Source organism: Trichocoleus sp. DQ-A3 (genome assembly GCF_039961975.1).
Lineage (GTDB): Bacteria > Cyanobacteriota > Cyanobacteriia > Cyanobacteriales > FACHB-T130 > FACHB-T130.
Map to the genome: position 1 here is coordinate 1 of NZ_JAMPKC010000008.1, position 20,828 is coordinate 20,828.

The following is a 20,828-nucleotide window of genomic DNA, read 5'->3' on the forward strand; positions in this document are numbered from 1 at the left end:
TTTCGGACAGCGATGTCTTTCCGTTTTATGGAGTGGGTGAACGCTAATCGAGATGTATTCTCAGCCTATAAAGCTGCTTTGGGTTTTATTTGGGCTTGAAATCTGTTTAAGTCCCGTTAGGAGGGGCAGCCATGTCTTCTATCGAGGACAACAAAATAATTGCTCGGCGCTGGTTTGAACTCATCAACGAACACAAGATTGAGGATATCTGCGAGATGACTGCCCCGACTTGGAGGATGCATGGTGGTCCGCCAGAGCTTATCCCTGGACCGGACGGGGTTCGCGAACTCTTTCGGACAATGGGGCCTATCGAGCAGAAATGGACGATTGAAGACGTAATTGCTGAGGGTGACAAAGTTGCCGTGCGTGCGATCAACACCTGTGTCCAAGACAGTTTCCTTGGTATACCCGGTCGCGGTCAGCCTCAGACATTCATGGCTACGTTCATTCATTGGATTGCTGACGGCAAGATACTTGAAACTTGGCGAAACGCTGACGATCTCGGACGGATTCTTCAGCTTGGGGCACGGATTGAGCCGGGAACGTCTGAGCAGTAGCCTGAGCAGTAGCCGTGGAGGTAGACTTGATAGTTCAAAAGGTGCCTAGCGTATTTTTCAGTACTGCGATCGCGGGCGGTAGCCTGAAGGATGGCGGTTCAAAAGTTATTTGCCTGATTCAATATCTTCAGTGAATTGTAGATAGGGCGGTGATTTAATCGTGTCGATTTTTGGCAAACTTGGGCGATTTGTAAGCTTTTGGTTGGTCGCTACTCATACCCATCCAGGTTAATTATCTTCTCCTGACTTAGCGTTTCGTGGCTCATCACCGCCTGCCTAACTAGGCTAGCTCGCCTATTTGCTTGTTCGGATTTTTGCAAAAAGCGTTCCGCCATCTCACTATCGTTCGTTTCGCCCAGATGTTTAGCCATGTGGCTCATTAACATTTCGCTCTCCTCGATCCCGCGAAGTGTTTTCCAAAGTGAGGCTTCAATAGACTCCGTTACTTCTACAAGCAGAGAATTTAGGGAATAGGCATGTCCTGTATGGCAACGGAACCGGATAATGTTGCCTTCTTTCAGTTGCAGAAGCATCCCGTGGCACTCTGGACAGGTATAGGGAGAGAGCTTCCCAAGCTTCATGATGCCGCTCTCAAAAGCATTGTCTTCCCGCGCTACTTTGACTTCAATGTCCATCTGCTCAGACACCAGATGTCCTCCTTTCTTCTCGACGGCTTCGTTTGTCATCTCAATCAATAAAGCGCCCATTTCTGCGACGGGGACGCACCAATCAACCTCTACCGCTTTCATCGCTTGGATAGGCATGGAGGCGTGAAGTGCATCAAAAGGGTCTTGGACAATCGCTTTCCCGCCTTGCTCCTTCACTGCGTACAGCCCAGATGCCCCATCATCAAGCATTCCAGTAAGAACCACCCCGATCGCTTGATTTCCATAGCTCCGAGCGGCGGAGCGGAATAAGACGTCAATCGAGGGACGAAAGCGATTTTCTTTCGGTCCCTTCGTGACTCGGACATACCCCGATTCGACAAGCAGATGGTGATCGGGGGGAGCAACATAAACCCGTCCCGGTTTGATTGCCTCTTTGTCAATTGCATGGGCGACTGGCAGCGAGCAAACCCGATCCAGAATTTGGGGCAAAACACTTGGATACGCTGGGGCAATATGCCAAACAATAAAAATAGCACCCGGAAAATTGGAGGGGAGTTGAGCAAGGAGCTTTTTCAGGGCTTCCATCCCTCCCGCCGATGCTCCAATGACGACGATCTCAGGCTTTATCACTTATCTTCCTTGACTAAAAGCGATTACCTTGCGGAATTCATGATTTTTAGCGAGAGTAGAACGCATCTACTCACTCAAGTCCAGTCGTTTATGAATGGTAAAAATAGTAAGTGGTATCCTCTTGTGACTGCTAACAGCAAAAACTTATAGGCTGCTTGCGCTTGTTCGTTTCTTCCAGCTTATCGAAACTCGCCTTTGTCTAGCAGGGGAAAAATGGTCGCTAAGAGCAACTGTCTGATTGTTGGTCAATCTAGGCAAAATTCTCTTCTCAGGAGGAGAAGACAAAACTAAGCCTGTAATGCTCTTTCTATCAGCATTACAGGCTTAACAAATCGTATCCACTGCTGATTTAACGCCTTAAATCAGCGATCGCTCAACCACCATCTGATGAAATCTCCTCAATTCCGGTCAAAGTTTAGTGACGGGTTTAAGATTTGCCAGACCCCTATGAAATAGGGCATCCTGTACAATTATTTCTGGCAAAACATCCTTGAACATTTGCACCGTCTGCTGAATCCGCTCGAAATCTTCGGGATTGTCTAAGCGATCGCGTAGCGTCTCCGAAAGAGAATCGCGCACTTCTCGCTCACCAATCGCAACAACCAACTTATTTATCCCTTACCGATCATTCATGTAGGGGCATACTGCCATGCCCCTAAGCAAGGAATTGAGGGTGCTTCGCGCTTTCCTGGTATCGTTTACTGTGCGTCGTCTGCGGTGTTCTTGTCGCCCTGTCCCAGCAAGGCGCGAGTAGCGGCAATCACTTCAGGCGCTGCCAGCACTAGAGACGTTAACGAGCAAACCGTCGCCACCTGGCAGTACTCGCAAAAGGCTTTGTTCTCGCTCCACTCTTCACGAGCTAGCTCAAGATTAGTCACCACGTCAATCAGGATCTTGATACCCATTGCAATGGGTAAGAGCGGGTTGCGTCTAGCGCGATCGAGACCACCCGCAGCCGCCAACCAGGCGGTGATGGCGTAAGTAAGCACCATTATCGGGCCATCGGGTGAGTTAAATCGGCTGTAAGCATAGTTAGATGCGTCAACGCGGTCTGCATCGAAAAGCGTTTGTCCGGGAGGATCGGGTAGGTGGCTAATAATCCCGGTCTGATATAGGCTAACAAGCTGTCCCATCGAACCCCCTAGCATAGACAAGCCGATAATCGCTCGGCGACGGCTCATGTGAGGGTTTTGTCCTTTCCGCAGTTCCTGACTTAGTTGTTGTGGCTCCATGAAGCGCAATCCTCAATAACGTATGCGTTGACGGTCGCATCGGCTTGCACGGAGTTTTCAACCGACGAATAGAATACGCAGTCTGCATCCAATTCGGCAGCAATCGCGCCCAATGCTGCCGATGCTGATACTCGAATAAATTGCTTACCATTTTCACGAATCGGTTTGATGCCTACCTCTGACGCTGGAGGTAGTTATAAAATGTTACAATTCATATTTTTTTGTATTCAAGATTACAAATTGGCTTAATATTTAGATTCTTTTTTCTTCTCACGATTTTCCGTTGGTTTAAGTGAAACTCCCCTTAGGTAAGAGGTTAGCTAGTAAGCAAATAACTATTATTTAAAAGATTGGAAAATTTAAAAGCTTTTATAAGCATCTTTCCCCAAATGGAGGGTCGATTTTATGGTATCGTCTCAATCTCAAGCTAAACGCATTTTATTGGTAGATGATCTAGAGGATAATGTATCCCTCCTAGAGGAGATTTTGGCGGAAGAAGGGTATGAGATTGATAGCGCTAGAAATGGTAAGTCAGCGTTAGCCAAGATAGAAGCATCGCCACCGGATTTAGTGTTGATGGATGCCATGATGCCAGGAATGGATGGTTATGAAGTAACTCGGCGGATTCGGGAAAATCCGCAACTCCCTTTTATTCCGATTCTGATGATTACGGCAAGTGAGAGTGCTAATATCCCTCAAGGATTAGAGTTAGGAGCGAATGACTTCATTCGGAAGCCGATTGATTTTGAGGAGTTAATGGCAAGAATTAAAGCCTCTTTGCGATTGAAAAGTATCGTTAATCCTGCTCAATAATTTCAAGAATTATACAGTTAAAAGAAAAACCAGATAAAACCAAAATTCAAGAAATTGATTCTAGGGTTTTCACTTCTAGGGGCAAGATGACGGTGAAGGTGGAGCCAAGGCCAACCTGGGATACCAGCTCGATTTTGCCTTGCATTAGGTTTACCAGTTGGGCGACAATTGCCAAACCTAAGCCAGTGCTATCGGGCATGCGATCGCGAGTTCCAGCTTGAAAGAAGGGGTCAAAAACCCGCGCCTGGTCTTCAGGAGCAATGCCAATACCAGTGTCGCTCACTGCAATAGACCAGCGGTTATCAGATAACATCTGACACGTTAATTGGACACTTCCTGTCTCTGTGTAGCGAATTGCGTTGCTTAAAAGATTCGTGACAATTTGCTGCAATCGCAAGGCGTCTGTCAGCACTTTTTCAGGAGCGCGTGCAGCAGAACTATCGGCACTAGCCGAATCACAATCAACCACCATTTGTAGCTCTTTGGCTGCTGCCAAAGGCTCCAACATTTCAACTACATTGTTGATTAAAGAGCGTACATCTATTAGTTCTGGGTGCAGTTCTATCTTCCCTGCTGAATACCGGGAAATTTCCAGGGTATCGTTGATCAGGCGCAGTAAGTGCCTGCTATTGCGTAGCACGCGCTCAATGTGTTCCAGATTCGGGAAATTGTCTTGAACTTCAACATTCTTTCGTGAAGAGCGTAACATCAGCTCCGAGTAGCCAATAATTGAATTCAGAGGATTTTTCAGTTCGTGGGCTAGTTGAGAGAGATTATCCTGATTCGCTTTTACCAAGCGAGTGAGTTCTTGATTGGTTAACTCTACCTGACTTTGCACCTGCTGTAGTTCTTGCAATCGCTCCTCTACATAACTTTTGAAGCATTGGGCGATCGCTTCGTCGATGGTCGCGTCAATTGCATTGTAGGTTCGCATCACTTCCGGAACCGTACCCTCTAGTAAATCTGCCTCTAAAGTGGAAAAGATCGTCTGGCGCAGTAGACGATACTCTCGCGCAATTTCAGTGGTAGCGAAACCTTGTTCAGCCCGCAGAACACCATGATGCAAACTGTTCTGGACGATGGACTGAATATCGTTTTCTTGGGAGCGGGAAAGTACAGTTGCCATCGCTTTTAGCACATCAGGAATATGATTCCGGATCGCCGATCTGGGTAAATCGTCAGTGCTGGAAATCTGCCTATCCAAGCGGACTGCTTCAACCCAGTTTTTGGCGATCGCGTCTATTTTTCTAACAAGCAATTGGCTAAAATCCATGATGGCAAGAGGCGTGAGGAGGAATCGGTCAAAACCTTCTTGGCATCATTCTACATTGAGCGATCGCGCAGTTTACTTGTCGGGTAACTGGACTTTAGGAAATCTTTCCAAAGTTCAGCTTCGGCCTTTGTATTCAAAAGTACAAGCTTGCTTAACATTATGTCCTTTCTGTAGGTAGAGGATTAAATAAATTAGCAGGTTTATTTTGGTTTGTGGCTTGTTTACTAGATTGAAAGCTTTGATGATAAGAAGCGAATATAAAACTTTTTTCCAAAACTGTTTTATAGTAAAAAAAGCTCCCAACAAATACATTGGCGAGCTTTATTAATCCTTAGAGGATGTTTGCAAAGTAAATTGTTTTACAAACAAACTCTAAAAAACCTGAAACCACTCGTATCTCAAAAGCAACTCTAATAGTCACTCAGATTTTTGGCTTTGTGTACTCCGGATCGTATTAAAATATCCCTCCCACAATTGCTTCTGAGTTTCGATTGACAGACGAGCCAGCAAAGCCTGAAATTGCAGAGAACTTGCCAGCACTTCTTCCTGGAATTTCAAAGTTTTCTCGAAATTCTCGCGGTAACTGGGTGTATTGAAACCTTGCATAGTCGGCATGGTAGAAGTCCAGCTCTTGAGAATACCACTCTGCAACTCGCTTAACTGTCTGGTAAACTGCTCAAAATTATTCGCCCAATCCATTAGTGTTACTCCTGTTACTTTCTTATGGAATACCGATGGCTTGTCCACTATTTTAATCAAATAATAATTGTTGATTAGCTCTAATGGATGATTTATAAATAAACTAAATTTTTTAAGTTAATTGTAAATATAATTTACAAAAAAGCGCCTCTTGAATTTCGGCGTTACGGTCTTGGGAAAAATCCCTTTGTCGCAGAATAGGGGTTAATTTATCTGCGGGAAGCTATCACAATTGCTGGCTTGAGTTCGACTTTATTGTAAATGGTGAAACCTTCCTGAAACTAATGAAAGTAGCCTCAAGAAATATCCCGCCTTAAGTTAGTAAAGTTACAAGACCTGACATTGTAAAAAATAATGAGGATGTATGCAAGAAGCCTATATTGTCTCGGCAGTACGGACACCGCTCGGTCGGTTCGGAGGTGCGTTAGCGGGTTTTTCCCCAGTAGAATTAGGTGCCCACGTCATGCAAGCAGCGTTGGATCGGGCAGAAGTTTCGGGGGAAGCTTTAGACCTATATATCTTTGGTAATGTACTCAGGGCGGGACACGGGCAGTCTTTGCCCCGTCAGGCAGCTTTCAAAACCGGGATTCCCCAGACGGTGAATGGGTATGCAGTGGATATGGTGTGTTCGTCGGGAATGATGAGCGTGATGAACGCCGCCACGGCTATCCGTTCTGGCGAAGCGGAAATCGTACTGGCTGGCGGCATGGAATCGATGTCTCAGACAGGGTTTTTCCTGTCGCATCGAGCCAGATGGGGGTATAAGACGTTACTGGGTGCGCCAGAGCAACTCAGCGATATTTTACTTGAGGACGGTCTTACCGATTCCACGACCACCGAAACGATGGGAGAGCAAGCTGAGCGGCTGGCAGCAGCTTACCAAGTGACGCGGCAGGATTTGGACGAAGTAGCGCTATATTCACAAGCTAGGGCAGCGATCGCAACCGAGAACGGCTGGTTCAACAAGGAGATTGCACCAATAAGAATAGAGGGCAAAAAAGGTTTGCAACTCGTGGACAAGGATGAGGGAATTCGCCCCGAAACCACCTTGCAGAGCCTTGCCAAGCTAAAACCTGCTTTTAGAGAAGATGGGGTGTTCACGGCTGGAAACAGCAGTCAGATATCCGATGGAGCCGCAGGTTTAGTTTTGGCAAGCAAAACGGCGGTGGAACGCTTTAAACTCAAACCTTTAGCTCGCATCCTTGGGGGAGCGTCGATAGGTGGAGAAACTTGGCGCTTCCCGGAAGTTCCGATTCTGGCAGTCAACAAGCTTTTAGACAAGCTCAAGATGAGAATCTACGATTTTGACTTGTTCGAGAACAACGAGGCTTTTGCTCTGAGTAGCGTGCTGTTCAACCGGAAGCTGGGCATTCCTTACGAGAAGCTGAATGTCTATGGAGGAGCGATCGCGCTGGGGCATCCCATCGGTGCGTCGGGGGCGCGAATTATCGTCACGCTGCTCAACGCCTTACAGGAGCGAAATGGACAGATGGGACTGGCATCGGTGTGTCATGGAACTGGTGGCGGAACTGCGATCGCAATTGAGCGGCTTTGATAATTGACACTTCCAAGGTTTTTACAACGTATAGCCGTAGAATTCTTGGTTCAGTAACTCAACTCAGCTTTTCGTGGACTAAACCAAAACATCTAACCTGGGCTAGGTGGAAGAGAACTGGATCAACGACAAAATCAAGATATTCAAGGTTTTTTTCGCTTGAAATAACCCATTTCCAGAACTAAGGTAATGGTGTTCGTTCGGGTTCTCAAAGCAAGGGGTGAACAACGCCTCTAAAAGCTCTGTGAGTAATATTTGGGCAACTCGTATTGAGCTACATTACCTCTGCGGTGAAGCGGGTATCAATCAGATTATTTTCCTACAGGATAACAAAGCATGGTTACAACAATAGACGATACAAAGCGGATGGCGATCGCTGAAAGATTGGCAGACTTGAAAGCCTTTCTAAATTTAATCATCTCTAACGAGCAAAAACTCATAGATTCTTGCCCTTATGAAGATGTCCGTGAGCGTCTGCAAAATATGCTTTCTGATGACCAGAAACACCTGGGCATCATAGACACTGTAATCGTTCAATACGGCATTCAATCTGAACCGAGTGCTGCAACCAAGATATTTATTCCGCAGTTTGAGCAAATGATGTCAGGTGATGAGTTTACCTATTATCAAAAACTCATTCACCACGAACTGATAAAGCATGGTCAAGCCATGAGTGGAATCATGATCCACAAAGCCGCTCAGGTGGTAGGGGCTGATATTGAACTGGCAATTGGGCCTCTCAATACTGTCAACTTCGAGGGTCGCGCTCACCAAGAACAGCTCAAGGGGATGCTCGAACAGGTGGGAGTCCGCGAAATGACGGGTCAAGACGCGCATCAGGGACTCTGGGCAAGGGTGCAAGATGCAGTTGCTGCCCTATCGGGTGTAGCTGGCAGTGTGGTTACGCAAAACACTGACAAGCAAGATATGAATATCCAGACCCTTATCCGGCTGGATCATGAGAAAGTAAATACACTTTTCACTGAAGTTGGGGCGACGAAAGATCCTCAAAAGCTCCAAGAGTATTTCGGGCAAATCTACAAAGATTTATTAGCACACGCTCAAGCAGAAGAAGAAGTAGTGTACCCGAAAGTACGCTCTTTCTACGGCGATGACAACACTCAAGAGCTTTACGATGAGCAAGCGCAAATGAAGCAGATGCTCGATGAAATTAAGGCGATTGACCCTGCTAATGCCGACCATTTCAGATCAAAAATTAAAGACCTAATGGAAGTGGTTGGCGACCACATTCGCCAAGAAGAATTTACGATGTTCACGGCAATTGACAAAAATTGTAGCACTGAGCAGAAAGAGCAAATGGCTACTGAATTCAAAGCTGCCAAGAGCAAGATTCAGCAAGAAATGTCAGCCTAATTGCAATAAAAGTCAGCATCTTGCTGTACTGATTACATACACAATTCGCGATTTGTAGGGGCATGGCAATGCCATGCCCCTACGTAGGAAATTGGACGTTAATAAATCCATCCTCCCAACCTACAACTGCAAATATTGGCGCTAAGCGGCGAAGACACTGGAATCAGTAATAGAAATAGGGGTGAAAGTGGCTCATGGTGTCTTTGGGACTGGAAGATAAAGTCGTCTTGGTAACGGGTGGTAATCGAGGGATAGGAGCCGCTATCGTCAGTCTCTTGGAGGAGCTGGGAGCTAAGGTAGCTTACACCCACCGCAGCGCTACCAATGGTCAGCATAAAGCGATCGCAATCCAAGCTGATGTAACCGACAAAGCAGCGATGGAAGCAGTAGCAGAACAGGTTGAACAGAAACTAGGGTCAATTTACGGGATTGTAGCGAATGCTGGGATTACTCAAGACAACTTTTTTCCTAAACTGACGACTGAAAACTGGGATGCCGTAATTGACACTAACTTGAAAGGCGTCTACAACACGCTGATGCCCGTTATCCCCAAAATGTACGAGCGGAAAGAAGGCTCTGTGGTTTGCATTAGCTCGATTTCGGGTGAGCGGGGAAACATCGGTCAAACGAACTACGCCGCAACCAAGGCGGCTGTGATTGGTTTAACTAAGTCCCTCGCTTTAGAGGCGGCTCGTTATGGGGTACGAGTCAACGCTGTATCACCGGGATTTATTGAGACTGATATGGTTAAATCGGTGCCAGATAAGGTGAAAGAGCGCATTGTGTCCGAGATTCCGCTTCGTCGCTTCGGTAAGCCAGAGGAAGTTGCTTGGGCAGTTGCGTTCCTGCTTTCGCCGAGCGCAAGCAGCTACGTCACTGGCGAAGTTGTGAGAGTCAACGGCGCTCATCACACTTGAGGGTAATAGCGATCGCATTGGGTTGAATGGACATTCAACACTAATAATTAAACTTCATTATTTAGATGGGATTGGAGCCAAGCGTGAAAACAGAGGTTGAAGAGCGGCGAATCAATGTGAGCGGTTTAAGCATCCGGTACTTTAAAGCAGGCGATGATGGTCTACCGTTAGTGCTGCTACATGGAGATAGTGCCAGCGCTCTTGATTGGTCTTGGGTGCTTCCCAACCTGGGAGCTACCTATCACGTCTATGCGCCGGACTTTCCCGGTTTTGGTGATAGTGCCAAACCATCCCTTGAGTACACGCCAGAGTTTCTTAAGCAGTTCTTGGTAGATTTTCTTGACGCGCTGGGAATTGAGCGGGCGGTGCTAGTCGGCAACTCCCTAGGCGGTCAAGTTGCGTTACGCTTTGCCCTATCCCGTCCCGAACAAGTCGCAGCTTTGGTGCTGGTAGATAGTTCCGGGCTTGGTTACGCTGTCACCCCGTTGCTGTCTCAGTTAACTTTACCTGGGTATGGGGATGTAGCGATCGTTGGGTGCCAAACGCCTCCTGGCGCTAAAATGCGGTCTTGGTTACGGGCGACACTGTTCTTCGCCCACCCCGCGCAGGCTCCCGCGGTGTGGATAGCAGAGCAAGAGCGAATGTCTCAGATGCCCGGTTTTCTCCAAGCTACTCTGACCTCGCTGCGCGCCCAACTGAATGTATTTGGACAGCATCAAGTGTTTCTCGACTCTCTAGGAGAGTTACCAATGCCGACTCTTGTCGTGTGGGGGACGGAGGATTTGGTTCTCCCAAAAGAGCAAGCTCACGACGCGGTTAGCCGCCTAAAGCAAGGACACCTCGCCTTAATCCCCGATTGCGGTCACTTACCCCATGTCGAACGCCCGGAGATTTTCAGTGCTGAGTTGAGCCAGTTTCTTGCTGGAGTTGGTGCTTAGAGAACTGTCAACCCTGCGGCTGATGTAGGCACGCTTGCTCTGGCTTATTTTTTGGGTAGAAGTTGAACTCGTAGATTTCACTTAAATCAAGCATTTCTAGATTGGCTTCACCACCAGAGGTGAAGAATTTTTAATGAGGACTTTAAGGAGTAGCATTGATGCAACTGAAGGCAATCAATCAGCAGGTCGTTGCAGTCGTGGGAGCGAGCAGCGGCATCGGGCGGGAAACAGCCCTCCAATTTGCCAAGAAAGGGGCAAAGGTGGTCGTTTCTGCTCGCAGTGAGTCAAAGCTAGCGTCCTTGGTGGACGAGATTAAAAGCTTCGGCGGTGAGGCAACTGCTATCGTCGCCGATGTGACGGTATTCGAGCAGGTGAAAGCGATCGCAGACCGTACTGTAGAGGTGTACGGGCGACTCGATACCTGGGTGCATTGCCCCGCGATTGCCGTCTATGCCGCCTTCGATAAGACAACACCCGAAGAGTTCAAGCGCGTTATTGATGTCGGATTGGTCGGGCAGGCATACGGTGCGATGGCGGCAATACCTCATCTCAAACGTGAGGGGCGAGGGGCGCTGATCCATCTCTCTTCCGTCTTGGGCAGGCGAAGTCTCCCGCTTCAGAGTTCCTACTGCACCGCAAAGCACGGTATGGAGGGATTTATTGAATCCCTGCGCGTCGAACTGCAACATGAGAAAATCCCCATCAGCGTTACGAGTGTCAAACCCGCCGCTGTCAACACACCTCTGTACAACAATGCACTTACCAGGTTAGGTGTGAAGCCAGCCAGCCTACCGCCTTTCTACGAACCCAGCTTGGTCGCTGACGCGGTTCTCTACGTTGCCGAACATCCCACCCGTGACTTCCTCGTTGGGGATGCGGCTAGAACGCTAGATTTGCTTCAACGGCTTTCGCCTGGACTGGTAGATGCCATATTGCAGCGTGTTGCCTTTAAACTCCAGCGCACCGACGAGCCAAAGTCAGACGATGCGCCAAGCAATCTTTATGAATCTATCCCAGCCCATGACCGCGTTAAGGGAGATTTTAGCAACTTAGCGATACCGAGCCTTACCGACTGGCTGGATAAAAATCCCGCTTTCAAGTGGGGCGCGATCGCAAGTGTTGTTGTACTCGGAGCGGCTCTGTTAACTCTGCCAACAGAAGTCACTCTCCCTCACTAGCTGCTGTTGAGCGTTCGGCATCTTCAGTCTCTTCCTGATAGTCCATTGCTTCTGCTTCTTCCGACAGGGGTGAAATAATTAGAGGGTTGCTTGCCGAATCGCCTAGATTAACATAGGCATCTGGAGCTGGCATCGATGGTGTATCTGGTGTATCAATGTTTCCAGTGATTTCTAGGTCTATTGGTCTGGTGTCGGGATCTGGGGTTGCCATAAACTGCTCTTAGTAGGATTAATCTAGATTGATAATTTTTTTCTGGGAGTTCCCTGATTGCAAGGGTTTACTGGAATCTCACTGAAAATGCGATCGCGCTCCACACAATACTCAATGCTCCGGATAATCTTCCGCAGACATGGGGTCTAACTCCCATCGACCAGCGTCCCGTGACTCCAAAATATCGTTTGTCTGAAGAGATACGCCGTCGTCATAATCAAGCCCAACAGCAACTCCGAGTTCGTCAACAACATTCTGATCCGGAGTAGCAACAGTTCCCCCTACTGCTTCGTCACCAACCGCTTCCGCCTGATCCCAACGAGCATCGATATCACCGCCGGTTAGTTCTGGGCCAGCCGATGTGTACTGCTCCATGCGATCGCGCATGGTTCGCCCACCAATTTCTAGTCCTGGCTCTTGGGCAACACCCGTTCCCAAGGATTCAGTAATTGCCTGGGGTAAATCTGAAATAATTGGTTCGCCAGTATCTTCTACGGGGATATCTGAAACTAGGTCAGTATCTTCAATGGGTATATCTGAAAGATTTCCTTGTTTGCGTGTATTGCCTTCGTTGTCTGCTTTCCTAGTTTTATCAGCCATAATGCTTTATGTGAATCCTGCGAATACCTATAAATGCAACATATCTAAAGATGAGACTAGCAAAATCCACAAATAGGATGAAAATTTATTATTCCTGCAAATAAAAAACTTTATTCATCGTGAATTTAAAGCTCTATGTATCTACGGGCACTTCGTAGCTTAATGCTAAACCATGCTTTGGGTAGAAGTTGAGTGAAGGCATAGTAATTATTCTGCTTAGAAGCACATAAATTTGTCTGAGTAGTTATCAGTAGATTGAGCAAGCGCTCGCGGCTTCCAATATGCCCCTTTTAACTGATGAGGAATCAGGCAAGATCCTAATTTTTGATTTTTACAATATCCAGAGCGCTTTTAACTCTGCTTAAGTACAATGTTTGTTTCTCTATTGCTTAGTATGATGTAATTATTGAAAAGTTGATTTTGTAGATTCCAATTAGACCAAACGTTCTAGAAAAACTTTACCTTTAAGGTGAATTCTTTGGCATAAAAACTTTCAGGAGTAGCATTAATGCAACTAAAACCAATCAATCAGCAGGTTGTTGCCGTCGTTGGGGCGAGCAGCGGCATCGGGCGCGAGACAGCCCTTCAGTTCGCCAAGAAAGGGGCAAAGTTAGTTGTCTCAGCTCGTAGTGAGTCGAAGCTAGCATCCTTGATGGACGAGATTCGTAGCCTTGGTGGTGAAGCAACGGCTGTGGTAGCTGATGTGTCAGAATTCGAGCAGGTGAAGGCGATCGCAGATCGTACCGTAGAGGTATACGGGCGGCTCGATACCTGGGTACACCTCCCTGCCGTGGGCATCTTTGCCACATTCGACAACACCACACCAGAAGAGTTTAAGCGCGTTATTGATGTTAGCTTGATGGGGCAGGTATACGGTGCAATGGCGGCGCTACCCCATCTCAAGCGAGAGGGACGGGGGGCGCTAATCCACATTTCTTCAATGGAGGGCGTGCGAAGTCTCCCTTATCAAAGTGCATACTCCGCAGCCAAGCATGGGATTGAGGGATTCCTCGAAGCAATGCGCGTCGAGCTACAACATGAGGGCATCCCCATCAGCGTGACGAGTGTAAAACCAGCGGTCATCAATACACCTTTTTGGAACAATGGTCTCACCAAGCTAGGCGTGAAGCCGTCAGGGATACCGCCCTACTACGACCCCAGGCTGGTCGTAGACGCAATCCTCTATGTTGCCGAACATCCCACTCGTGATTACTTGGTTGGGGATGCAGCGAGAGCGCTAGATGCACTACAGCGGCTCTCGCCGGAACTGGCAGATACCTTGTTGCTACTCATCGGCTTCCAAGCCCAACGAACCAATGAGCCGAAGTCCCCAAGCGATCGCAACAACCTTTATGAGCCTGTCCCCGACGATACTAGAGTGGATGGAGATTTTAGCAATCTGGTGATACCGAGCTTTACTGACTGGCTGGCTAAGAATCCGGCTCTCCAGTTGGGTGCGATCGCTAGTACGGTTGCCTTAGCTTTGCTCGCGACACAAGTTTTCAAAAACGAAGAGTGAATTGAGTGCTGTGTCGATCGTGTTTTAAATATCTGTAAGGGCATGAAACTACCATGCCCCTACTTCTCAAATCAACATTAACCAGTAATCGACTCTTTAACCATTCACGTCATTTAAGCGCGAGGTGATAAACCGATCCATCCATTTCGCTAAATAAGCTTGATTCGCTGCTTGCTCAGAGGGATCGGTGGTGTCAATGGGGTGGGGTGCCAGTCCCAAAATTGCAGCAGTGGTCACGCAAAACATCGACTTTTGGAAACTGATGCAAATTTGCACCCGCAAATCATCTTCTCCCCGAAGGCTGCGACGGTATAAATCGTATAAATATTCGGGTATAAAATGACGCATATCTTGCATCAGTTGCGTCGGTGGAATTCCAGCACCGCCAACCGGCAGTGGATCGGCATAGAGAGCGCCGTATTCAAATCTACTTTGATCGGGAGAAATTTGCTGAGCCTGGGCATTATAGGAAACCGTTCCTAAGAAAGGCGTCCCTCTAAAGAAAATCGTTTCCACATAGGGCACAGCGACATCAGGTAAAAAGGTTAACCCGGCTGATTTGGGAATGATGTCATAAACCTTGTCTTGAATTTTTACTGAGTAAGTAATTGGCGAAGCCGCCGCTGCGACCAAACCCGCCAGGATATGTTCTACCACATCAGGGATTGATTTGATTTCTCCTCGGTCATAGCGGTCAGATAAGGTGAGAAACATTTCGCTCATCACCTCCCAGAATTGACCGAGAGCGCTGTAATAAACTTGCTGACGGACTTGTTCGAGCAAAAACTCTGGAAACAGTTTGTCCAGACCTCTAATGGGCAAGTTTGTTTTAATTTTGGCTTCGATTGCGGTTCTCGCGTGCTGGTAGAACTCCGGTGAATCTAAGTAAGCATCCATACTACCGCCACCGTGCCATAGCATCACCTTCATCACGTACTCGGCGTACTCATAATTAATCCGGTCGTGCCACCAATGGCGCAGCAACTTCTTAAAAGTAATCTCGCCATTGAAGTATTTAAAGAAGGGAAACAGCACTAAGAATTGATGATCGGCAATGTAGAGGAGATTTTTATAATAAGCATCCAGGACGATTCCATAGCTTTTGAGAATGCCGACAACTTCTAATACATTCTCTGGCGTATCCTCAAGTAAAGCTTTTCCAGATTGCAGCCGGTTAATATACGCGGCTAGAGGGTGATTTGAGAATTTTAAAGCGGTGCTTGGCATGAGACTTATTCGTAACCGTAAAATGTGTATGAAAAAATTAAAAGAGGAAATATTTTCAGAACTGCCTGCTGATTGACTCCCCCGACTCCTTCCCTAAGAGGGGAGAGGAGTCATTTTCCCGCTTCCCTGGTCGGGAAGAAGGTTGGGGTATTCGGTCTATTCGGTTTTGATATCCACCGATTTAGCAATCGGAGAAACTTCCGCGACCATACTCGATCGGTTGAGCATGGCTGTCATCGTGGATTCACTCCAACGCACCATCCAGTTAGGCTGTATTCCCAGGATGACAATCAGAACTGCTAAAAGCATCGCCGGGTAGCGATCGCTCCACTGGACGGGTGGCAAATTCATAGCTTTTTCAGACAGGCGTCCGAAAAAGGCGCGGTTAACCAAAAGCAAAAAGTACACGGCGGTTAAACCTGTTCCCACCAGACACAGGAGGGTTTGAACCGGAAACACGGGGAAACTGCCCCGGAATACCAAAAATTCTGAAATAAAACCTACCATGCCGGGAATCCCGGAACTTGCCATGACCCCGACTATCATCAAGCTACCAATTAGGGGCAAGCCGCGCTCTGGATTGAGCAAACCCTTGAGAGTTTCTATATCGCGGGTGCCTGTCTTGTTGTAAACGACGCCTACCACCAGAAACAGGAGCGATGAAATTAAGCCGTGGGCAATCATTTGGAAGACGGCTCCCATCAGGCTTAGGGGGGTGGCGGCGGCGGCGGCTAACAGGATGTAACTCATGTGAGCAATGGAGCTATAAGCCACCATTTTTTTCATATCTTTTTGAGCGATCGCATTGAATGCACCATACAACGCGCTCACGACCGCCCAAGTCGCCAACCAAGGTGCCACAACCGCCCACGCTTCGGGAAACAAACCCAATCCAAACCGCAGTAACCCATAGGTTCCTAACTTCAACAACACACCAGCCAACAGGACGGAAACGGGCGTTGAGGCTTCTACGTGAGCATCCGGCAACCAGGTGTGGAAGGGAACTAAAGGAATTTTGATGCCAAAGCCTACCAAAATTCCTGCCAACAACAGAAATTGTGTCCCTAATGGTAGGGACAGGGCATACAATTTTTCAAATTCAAACGTCGAGGCACCACTGAGTAGCACTAACCCAAAGAAAGATGCCAAAATTAGAATTCCAGAGACTGCCGTATAAATAAGAAACTTTGTGGCTGCGTAGCCTCGCCGTTGTCCTCCCCAGATAGCAATCAACAGATACAGCGGAATCAGTTCTACCTCATAAAAGAGGAAAAACAACAGCAAATCCTGCGCTAAAAAGGCACCAGAGACAGCCCCATTCAACAATAAAATTAGAGCGTAATAGAACCGAGGTCTCTGAATAGAGTCATTCGTGCTGTAAAGCGCTATTCCTGTTAAAAGACTATTTAAAACGAGCAAAGGCAAAGACAAGCCATCCACACCGAGATGGTAGGTCAATCCTAAGGTGTCAATCCAAGGGATAAACTCAGAAAACTGTAACAGCCCCTCTGTATATTGAAACTGGCTCACTAGGAAAATAGACCAGATAAAGACACCACTAATAACAGCCAGAGCCACTTTCCGGGGGACTTGCGGGTTCATGGTTCCGGGCAGAAACCCGATTATCGCAGCGCCTATTACCGGCAACCAAATCAAAGCACTGAGCATACTAGGGAACGGGTAATTTTTAATGGGTAGTTGGTAGTTGGTCGTAAGGGTAAGAGGGAATGGATTGGGGATTCCATTACCCATTCCCTCTTACCAATTACCTAAGGACAACTCGGAACTCAAAACACTTAAAATGGGCCAGAGTATGAGAATGCTTAAAACGCTTAATCCTACGAGGATGGTGAGTAAATAAAACTGGGACTGACCTGTAGCGTTGTACTTTAAGCTTTGCCCGCTGAAAATTGTGGCAACGCCAACCAAGTTAACGAATCCATCTACTACATAGCGATCGATCCAAGCATTTAACCGCGAAAGTCGGTCAACTGCAAAAACCACACTCACGCGGTAAAGTCGGTCAATATAAAAGTCGTAGGCGAACAAGTCTTGCAGAAATCTAAAGGGAATCCGAACGGATCTAGACCAAGTTCTGGGTAGATAAATCACGCTTCCTAGAACTGTGCCAATTAAGCCGGACATCACCAGTAGCAGCAACGCTTGTTGGTTGAGATATTCCCAATCAGGCAGCAGTGACAAGCGCTGCATCATCACAGGGACGAGCAGTGTGACTACGATCAAAGACACCATCGGCACAGCCATCGGCCAAGGAACCTCTGGTGCCCTGCGAGTTTTTGCCTGGGGTTCGCCCAAGAAAACCAGACGAAACACGCGAGTTAAATTTACGGCGGTCAGGCAGTTAACTAAGAGCAAGACTGCTACCAGCCAGGGTTGGTTTGTGAAAAAGTCATCAATCCCCAGGCGCAGTGCCCAAAAGCCTCCCAAGGGCAGGAGTCCGACTAATCCAGCGCTACCGACCAAAAAGGCAGTGGTGGTTGCTGGCATCCGCGACCAGAGACCGCCCATTTCGGTAAGGTTTTGGTTGTTGGTGGTGATGATGATGGAACCGATACTCATGAACAATAACGCTTTGGCGATCGCGTGGGCAAACAGCAACATCAGGGCAAAACCCGTCCATTGCAACCCGACGGCGATAAACACCAAACCCAAGTAAGCGCTGGTGGAATGGGATAAAGCTCGTTTAATATCAATTTGCGCGATCGCCACCAACGAAGCACCAATCGCCGTCATTGTGCCAATCGCCACCAAGGTCGCCGAAGCCACCGGGGAAAGGATTAAGATTGGCTGGAGTTTAATCAGCACATAAGCACCACAAGCCACCACGACCGAGTTTCGCAAGATTGAAGCCGGGTTAGGCCCTTCCATCGCCTCATCTAGCCAAAGATGCAGCGGGAATTGGGCACATTTTCCCACCGGCCCAGCAATCAATGCCAATCCTAATAACGTGGATGTTAATGGCGATAAGGTAGCCGTTTCCGCCCACTCATATAAATCGGGAAAATCCAAGGTTCCTGCTACAGTCGATAGCGCTACCACCCCCATCAATAGCAAGATGTCTCCCACCCGCTTGGTTAGGAAGGCATCTCGCGCGGCTGTCACCACTAGCGGCTGAGCATACCAGAACCCTACCAGTAAATAGGTGGAAAGGGTCAGCACTTCCAACAAGGCATAGGTGAGAAACAAAGAGTCGCTAATGGCTAAGCCACTCATCGCCCCTTCAAAAAATCCCATCAAGGCAAAGAAGCGAGCTAATGCCCAGTCTTTCTCCATATACCCCAAGGCAAACAGTTGCGCCAGGAGGCTTAAGCCCGTCACTAGCTCCATTGCCCCAACACTTACGGCTGAGATATCCAAAGCAACGGTCAGATCTAAATCTGCCACCTGTAGCCAATGGAATACAAGCTTTATCGGCTCTTGGTTCCAGGTACTTCTGAAGACAATCGTGCCGTGTACAAACGCCAAGATAGTCATCAACAGGTTAAAGTAAGCTGCTGGGCGTGGGCCTGTCCGACGAATAAATCCAGTTGACCACGGCAGGGTAAGAACTGCCCCCAGTAATCCATAGAAAGGCACCCACCAACTTGTCTGGGTGAGAAACTCTGTCATATTAGGAAAGCCCTTGCTATTTTCTTCATCAATCGACTTGCTCACCAAGAGGCACTCGGAAGTAGTTCCCAGGCAAACTATGGCGATCTTGTAAACGTCAGATTAATAGGTTTATTTTTTTTTCAGTATGACGTTTTTTTGCTGTAAATTAACACTTGAGAACTCCAAAAATTATTTATACTCATCTTGAACTCTCCTCATAGCTATTAAAAACATCGGTATGTTTACCTACTATACCTATGTTTATAAAGCAAATTTGAAAAATTTATACCTTGAAAAGCTTTAGCTTATTAGTGTCTAATTTTGACACGGACTAAGCCCTAGGAAAGTCTTCATTTTTTTTTGAAAATCCCCCCCAGTGCGGTTTACAGGAGATAATCCTGTAGACTATTCAAAAGTAATAAAGAAATTATAAAACATAAGGAAGCATTCCAGAAACGGATAAGCTTTTATTGAACAGAAACGCCATTTTGACGACCGTTAAGTTTTCTTAAACTCTTTAATATAAAAATATCATAATAGTTTATATTGTCAAGTAAGCCTCGCTTCTCTATGCTTAATGATGCGAGGCTAAGCGATAGTTCTTGAGATGAAAGAATGGGTGTCCTCGTCCAAATTTTACAAGAAGTACAAATTAAGGCGAGTGTAGGTCCCACTAGGTAGGAGATAATAAATGCCAATTGCGGTTGGAATGATTGAGACCAAGGGCTTTCCAGCGATTGTAGAAGCTGCGGATGCGATGGTTAAAGCGGCTCGAGTTACACTGGTAGGCTATGAAAAAATTGGCAGTGCCCGGGTAACGGTAATTGTTCGGGGGGATGTGTCTGAGGTGCAGGCGTCAGTATCCGCCGGAGTGGATGCAGCCAAGCGCGTGAATGGCGGAGAAGTTCTGTCCACTCACATCATTGCGCGTCCTCATGAGAACCTGGAGTATGTGCTACCGATTCGATACACGGAAGTTGTCGAACAGTTCCGGACGTAAGGAGGGTGAAGACGCCAGCAGCGCTCCGGTGGCGGTGTTCCCTTATATATTTTTAGGTCGCGTCTCAACTCGAAACCCCGAAAAGTCCAAATTTTCAAGTCAAAACACTTAAATTAAGCGAAGGAAGAACTGATGGCAATTGCAGTTGGAATGATTGAAACACTAGGCTTTCCTGCCGTTGTGGAAGCTGCGGATGCGATGGTAAAAGCTGCCCGCGTCACGCTAGTGGGTTATGAAAAAATTGGCAGCGGTCGCGTCACCGTGATCGTTCGGGGAGATGTCTCGGAAGTACAGGCTTCTGTATCGGCGGGCGTTGATTCCGTGAAGCGAGTGAATGGCGGTCAAGTACTGTCCACTCACATTATTGCGCGTCCCCACGAGAACCTGGAGTACGTTCTGCCCATTCGTTACACGGAAGCTGTTGAACAATTCCGGGAAAGTGTTAGTGGCATTCGTCCTTTCAATAGGCCGTAAGATTAGGTCATGGGTAAGGGGTAATGGGTCATCGGTAATGGGAAAAGACCTTTTTCCCAATTACCAATTACCTTGTTTCCTTTTTTCCCCAATTACCGATCATGCAAATTGCCAAAGTTCGTGGCACGGTTGTTAGCACCCATAAAGAGCCTGGCCTTCGAGGCGTCAAGCTATTGCTGTTGCAATTTATTGATGAAGAGGGGCAGATCCTACCCCAATACGAGGTAGCTGGCGATCAGGTAGGCGCTGGTATAGATGAGTGGGTTCTGGTTAGCCGTGGGAGTGCTGCCCGGATTGTAGATGGCAGCGAAAAGCGTCCTCTCGATGCGATGGTGGTGGCGATTATTGACACGGTCAGTGTAGACAATCGCCTCCTGTACAGCAAGAAAGAACAATATCGTTAGTTACTTT

The 20,828-nt window shown here is 47.5% G+C and carries 21 protein-coding genes; 11 read left to right on the top strand and 10 right to left on the bottom strand.

What is annotated here, in order from left to right:
* Positions 1–131 precede the first annotated feature (131 nt).
* Positions 132–557, top strand: a complete 426-nt coding sequence (locus NDI44_RS14215) for a nuclear transport factor 2 family protein (RefSeq protein ID WP_190412126.1) — start codon at positions 132–134, stop codon at positions 555–557.
* A gap of 209 nt (positions 558–766) precedes the next feature.
* Here the strand turns inward: NDI44_RS14215 and NDI44_RS14220 are convergent, their stop codons facing one another.
* The 3 genes from NDI44_RS14220 to NDI44_RS14230 form a co-directional block, all read right to left on the bottom strand.
* A complete protein-coding gene (locus NDI44_RS14220; protein ID WP_339380190.1) occupies positions 767–1,795 on the bottom strand; it encodes a chemotaxis protein CheB in 1,029 nt (342 codons plus the stop codon).
* 408 nt (positions 1,796–2,203) lie between these two features.
* Complete coding sequence (locus tag NDI44_RS14225; protein ID WP_190412127.1) at positions 2,204–2,401, bottom strand: hypothetical protein; 198 nt, start codon at positions 2,399–2,401, stop codon at positions 2,204–2,206.
* 92 nt (positions 2,402–2,493) lie between these two features.
* On the bottom strand, positions 2,494–3,027 hold the full coding sequence (locus NDI44_RS14230; protein ID WP_190412128.1) for a vitamin K epoxide reductase family protein: 534 nt from the start codon (positions 3,025–3,027) through the stop codon (positions 2,494–2,496).
* A 405-nt stretch (positions 3,028–3,432) separates the two neighbouring features.
* On the opposite strand from NDI44_RS14230, the gene NDI44_RS14235 reads away from it, so the two are divergent.
* Positions 3,433–3,840, top strand: coding sequence for a response regulator (locus NDI44_RS14235; protein ID WP_190412129.1), 408 nt, complete (start codon positions 3,433–3,435; stop codon positions 3,838–3,840).
* A gap of 46 nt (positions 3,841–3,886) precedes the next feature.
* On the opposite strand, the gene NDI44_RS14240 is transcribed toward NDI44_RS14235, so the two are convergent.
* Positions 3,887–5,113 (bottom strand): sensor histidine kinase, encoded by a 1,227-nt coding sequence (locus NDI44_RS14240; RefSeq protein WP_190412130.1) that lies wholly within the window; start codon positions 5,111–5,113, stop codon positions 3,887–3,889.
* A 417-nt stretch (positions 5,114–5,530) separates the two neighbouring features.
* Positions 5,531–5,812: a hypothetical protein gene (locus tag NDI44_RS14245; RefSeq protein ID WP_190412131.1), complete on the bottom strand. Its 282-nt coding sequence runs from the start codon at positions 5,810–5,812 to the stop codon at positions 5,531–5,533.
* 364 nt (positions 5,813–6,176) lie between these two features.
* Between NDI44_RS14245 and phaA the strand changes: the two genes are divergently transcribed.
* The 5 genes from phaA to NDI44_RS14270 all read left to right on the top strand — a co-directional run bounded on the left by phaA (position 6,177) and on the right by NDI44_RS14270 (position 11,774).
* Complete coding sequence (gene phaA, locus NDI44_RS14250; protein ID WP_190412132.1) at positions 6,177–7,367, top strand: acetyl-CoA acetyltransferase PhaA; 1,191 nt, start codon at positions 6,177–6,179, stop codon at positions 7,365–7,367.
* Between the two features lie 336 nt (positions 7,368–7,703).
* On the top strand, positions 7,704–8,741 hold the full coding sequence (locus NDI44_RS14255; protein WP_190412133.1) for a hemerythrin domain-containing protein: 1,038 nt from the start codon (positions 7,704–7,706) through the stop codon (positions 8,739–8,741).
* Positions 8,742–8,935: 194 nt separating this feature from the next.
* Complete coding sequence (gene phaB, locus NDI44_RS14260; RefSeq protein WP_190412134.1) at positions 8,936–9,658, top strand: acetoacetyl-CoA reductase PhaB; 723 nt, start codon at positions 8,936–8,938, stop codon at positions 9,656–9,658.
* 83 nt (positions 9,659–9,741) lie between these two features.
* Positions 9,742–10,596, top strand: a complete 855-nt coding sequence (locus tag NDI44_RS14265; RefSeq protein WP_339380632.1) for an alpha/beta fold hydrolase — start codon at positions 9,742–9,744, stop codon at positions 10,594–10,596.
* Positions 10,597–10,754: 158 nt separating this feature from the next.
* On the top strand, positions 10,755–11,774 hold the full coding sequence (locus tag NDI44_RS14270) for an SDR family oxidoreductase (RefSeq protein ID WP_190412136.1): 1,020 nt from the start codon (positions 10,755–10,757) through the stop codon (positions 11,772–11,774).
* On the opposite strand, the gene NDI44_RS14275 is transcribed toward NDI44_RS14270, so the two are convergent.
* On the bottom strand, positions 11,758–11,985 hold the full coding sequence (locus NDI44_RS14275) for a hypothetical protein (protein WP_190412137.1): 228 nt from the start codon (positions 11,983–11,985) through the stop codon (positions 11,758–11,760). The genes NDI44_RS14270 and NDI44_RS14275 overlap by 17 nt on opposite strands.
* 111 nt (positions 11,986–12,096) lie before the next feature.
* Positions 12,097–12,585 carry a DUF6335 family protein gene (locus NDI44_RS14280; RefSeq protein WP_190412138.1) on the bottom strand — a complete coding sequence of 163 codons (489 nt, stop codon included), beginning with the start codon at positions 12,583–12,585 and terminating at the stop codon, positions 12,097–12,099.
* A gap of 508 nt (positions 12,586–13,093) precedes the next feature.
* Between NDI44_RS14280 and NDI44_RS14285 the strand changes: the two genes are divergently transcribed.
* Positions 13,094–14,104 carry an SDR family oxidoreductase gene (locus NDI44_RS14285; RefSeq protein WP_190412139.1) on the top strand — a complete coding sequence of 337 codons (1,011 nt, stop codon included), beginning with the start codon at positions 13,094–13,096 and terminating at the stop codon, positions 14,102–14,104.
* A 96-nt stretch (positions 14,105–14,200) separates the two neighbouring features.
* On the opposite strand, the gene NDI44_RS14290 is transcribed toward NDI44_RS14285, so the two are convergent.
* The 3 genes from NDI44_RS14290 to NDI44_RS14300 form a co-directional block, all read right to left on the bottom strand.
* Entirely contained in the window at positions 14,201–15,331 is a 1,131-nt protein-coding gene (locus tag NDI44_RS14290; RefSeq protein ID WP_190412140.1) for a CO2 hydration protein, read from the bottom strand.
* A 156-nt stretch (positions 15,332–15,487) separates the two neighbouring features.
* Positions 15,488–16,999, bottom strand: coding sequence for an NADH-quinone oxidoreductase subunit M (locus tag NDI44_RS14295; protein ID WP_190412282.1), 1,512 nt, complete (start codon positions 16,997–16,999; stop codon positions 15,488–15,490).
* A 90-nt stretch (positions 17,000–17,089) separates the two neighbouring features.
* On the bottom strand, positions 17,090–18,961 hold the full coding sequence (locus NDI44_RS14300) for an NAD(P)H-quinone oxidoreductase subunit F (RefSeq protein ID WP_190412283.1): 1,872 nt from the start codon (positions 18,959–18,961) through the stop codon (positions 17,090–17,092).
* 673 nt (positions 18,962–19,634) lie between these two features.
* On the opposite strand from NDI44_RS14300, the gene NDI44_RS14305 reads away from it, so the two are divergent.
* The 3 genes from NDI44_RS14305 (at position 19,635) to NDI44_RS14315 (ending at position 20,821) form a co-directional block, all read left to right on the top strand.
* Positions 19,635–19,943, top strand: a complete 309-nt coding sequence (locus NDI44_RS14305) for a carbon dioxide-concentrating mechanism protein CcmK (RefSeq protein WP_190412141.1) — start codon at positions 19,635–19,637, stop codon at positions 19,941–19,943.
* Between the two features lie 132 nt (positions 19,944–20,075).
* Complete coding sequence (locus NDI44_RS14310) at positions 20,076–20,417, top strand: BMC domain-containing protein (RefSeq protein ID WP_190412142.1); 342 nt, start codon at positions 20,076–20,078, stop codon at positions 20,415–20,417.
* Between the two features lie 101 nt (positions 20,418–20,518).
* Positions 20,519–20,821: a EutN/CcmL family microcompartment protein gene (locus NDI44_RS14315; protein ID WP_190412143.1), complete on the top strand. Its 303-nt coding sequence runs from the start codon at positions 20,519–20,521 to the stop codon at positions 20,819–20,821.
* Positions 20,822–20,828: the final 7 nt, after the last annotated feature.

What these genes read in the sequence shown, in the direction of transcription:
- NDI44_RS14215 (WP_190412126.1), top strand. Translation starts at nt 132, where the DNA reads ATGTCTTCTATCGAGGACAACAAAATAATTGCTCGGCGCTGGTTTGAA.
- NDI44_RS14230 (WP_190412128.1), bottom strand. Translation starts at nt 3,027, where the DNA reads ATGGAGCCACAACAACTAAGTCAGGAACTGCGGAAAGGACAAAACCCT.
- NDI44_RS14235 (WP_190412129.1), top strand. Translation starts at nt 3,433, where the DNA reads ATGGTATCGTCTCAATCTCAAGCTAAACGCATTTTATTGGTAGATGAT.
- NDI44_RS14240 (WP_190412130.1), bottom strand. Translation starts at nt 5,113, where the DNA reads ATGGATTTTAGCCAATTGCTTGTTAGAAAAATAGACGCGATCGCCAAA.
- NDI44_RS14245 (WP_190412131.1), bottom strand. Translation starts at nt 5,812, where the DNA reads ATGGATTGGGCGAATAATTTTGAGCAGTTTACCAGACAGTTAAGCGAG.
- phaA (WP_190412132.1), top strand. Translation starts at nt 6,177, where the DNA reads ATGCAAGAAGCCTATATTGTCTCGGCAGTACGGACACCGCTCGGTCGG.
- NDI44_RS14255 (WP_190412133.1), top strand. Translation starts at nt 7,704, where the DNA reads ATGGTTACAACAATAGACGATACAAAGCGGATGGCGATCGCTGAAAGA.
- phaB (WP_190412134.1), top strand. Translation starts at nt 8,936, where the DNA reads ATGGTGTCTTTGGGACTGGAAGATAAAGTCGTCTTGGTAACGGGTGGT.
- NDI44_RS14270 (WP_190412136.1), top strand. Translation starts at nt 10,755, where the DNA reads ATGCAACTGAAGGCAATCAATCAGCAGGTCGTTGCAGTCGTGGGAGCG.
- NDI44_RS14275 (WP_190412137.1), bottom strand. Translation starts at nt 11,985, where the DNA reads ATGGCAACCCCAGATCCCGACACCAGACCAATAGACCTAGAAATCACT.
- NDI44_RS14280 (WP_190412138.1), bottom strand. Translation starts at nt 12,585, where the DNA reads ATGGCTGATAAAACTAGGAAAGCAGACAACGAAGGCAATACACGCAAA.
- NDI44_RS14285 (WP_190412139.1), top strand. Translation starts at nt 13,094, where the DNA reads ATGCAACTAAAACCAATCAATCAGCAGGTTGTTGCCGTCGTTGGGGCG.
- NDI44_RS14290 (WP_190412140.1), bottom strand. Translation starts at nt 15,331, where the DNA reads ATGCCAAGCACCGCTTTAAAATTCTCAAATCACCCTCTAGCCGCGTAT.
- NDI44_RS14295 (WP_190412282.1), bottom strand. Translation starts at nt 16,999, where the DNA reads ATGCTCAGTGCTTTGATTTGGTTGCCGGTAATAGGCGCTGCGATAATC.
- NDI44_RS14300 (WP_190412283.1), bottom strand. Translation starts at nt 18,961, where the DNA reads ATGACAGAGTTTCTCACCCAGACAAGTTGGTGGGTGCCTTTCTATGGA.
- NDI44_RS14305 (WP_190412141.1), top strand. Translation starts at nt 19,635, where the DNA reads ATGCCAATTGCGGTTGGAATGATTGAGACCAAGGGCTTTCCAGCGATT.
- NDI44_RS14310 (WP_190412142.1), top strand. Translation starts at nt 20,076, where the DNA reads ATGGCAATTGCAGTTGGAATGATTGAAACACTAGGCTTTCCTGCCGTT.
- NDI44_RS14315 (WP_190412143.1), top strand. Translation starts at nt 20,519, where the DNA reads ATGCAAATTGCCAAAGTTCGTGGCACGGTTGTTAGCACCCATAAAGAG.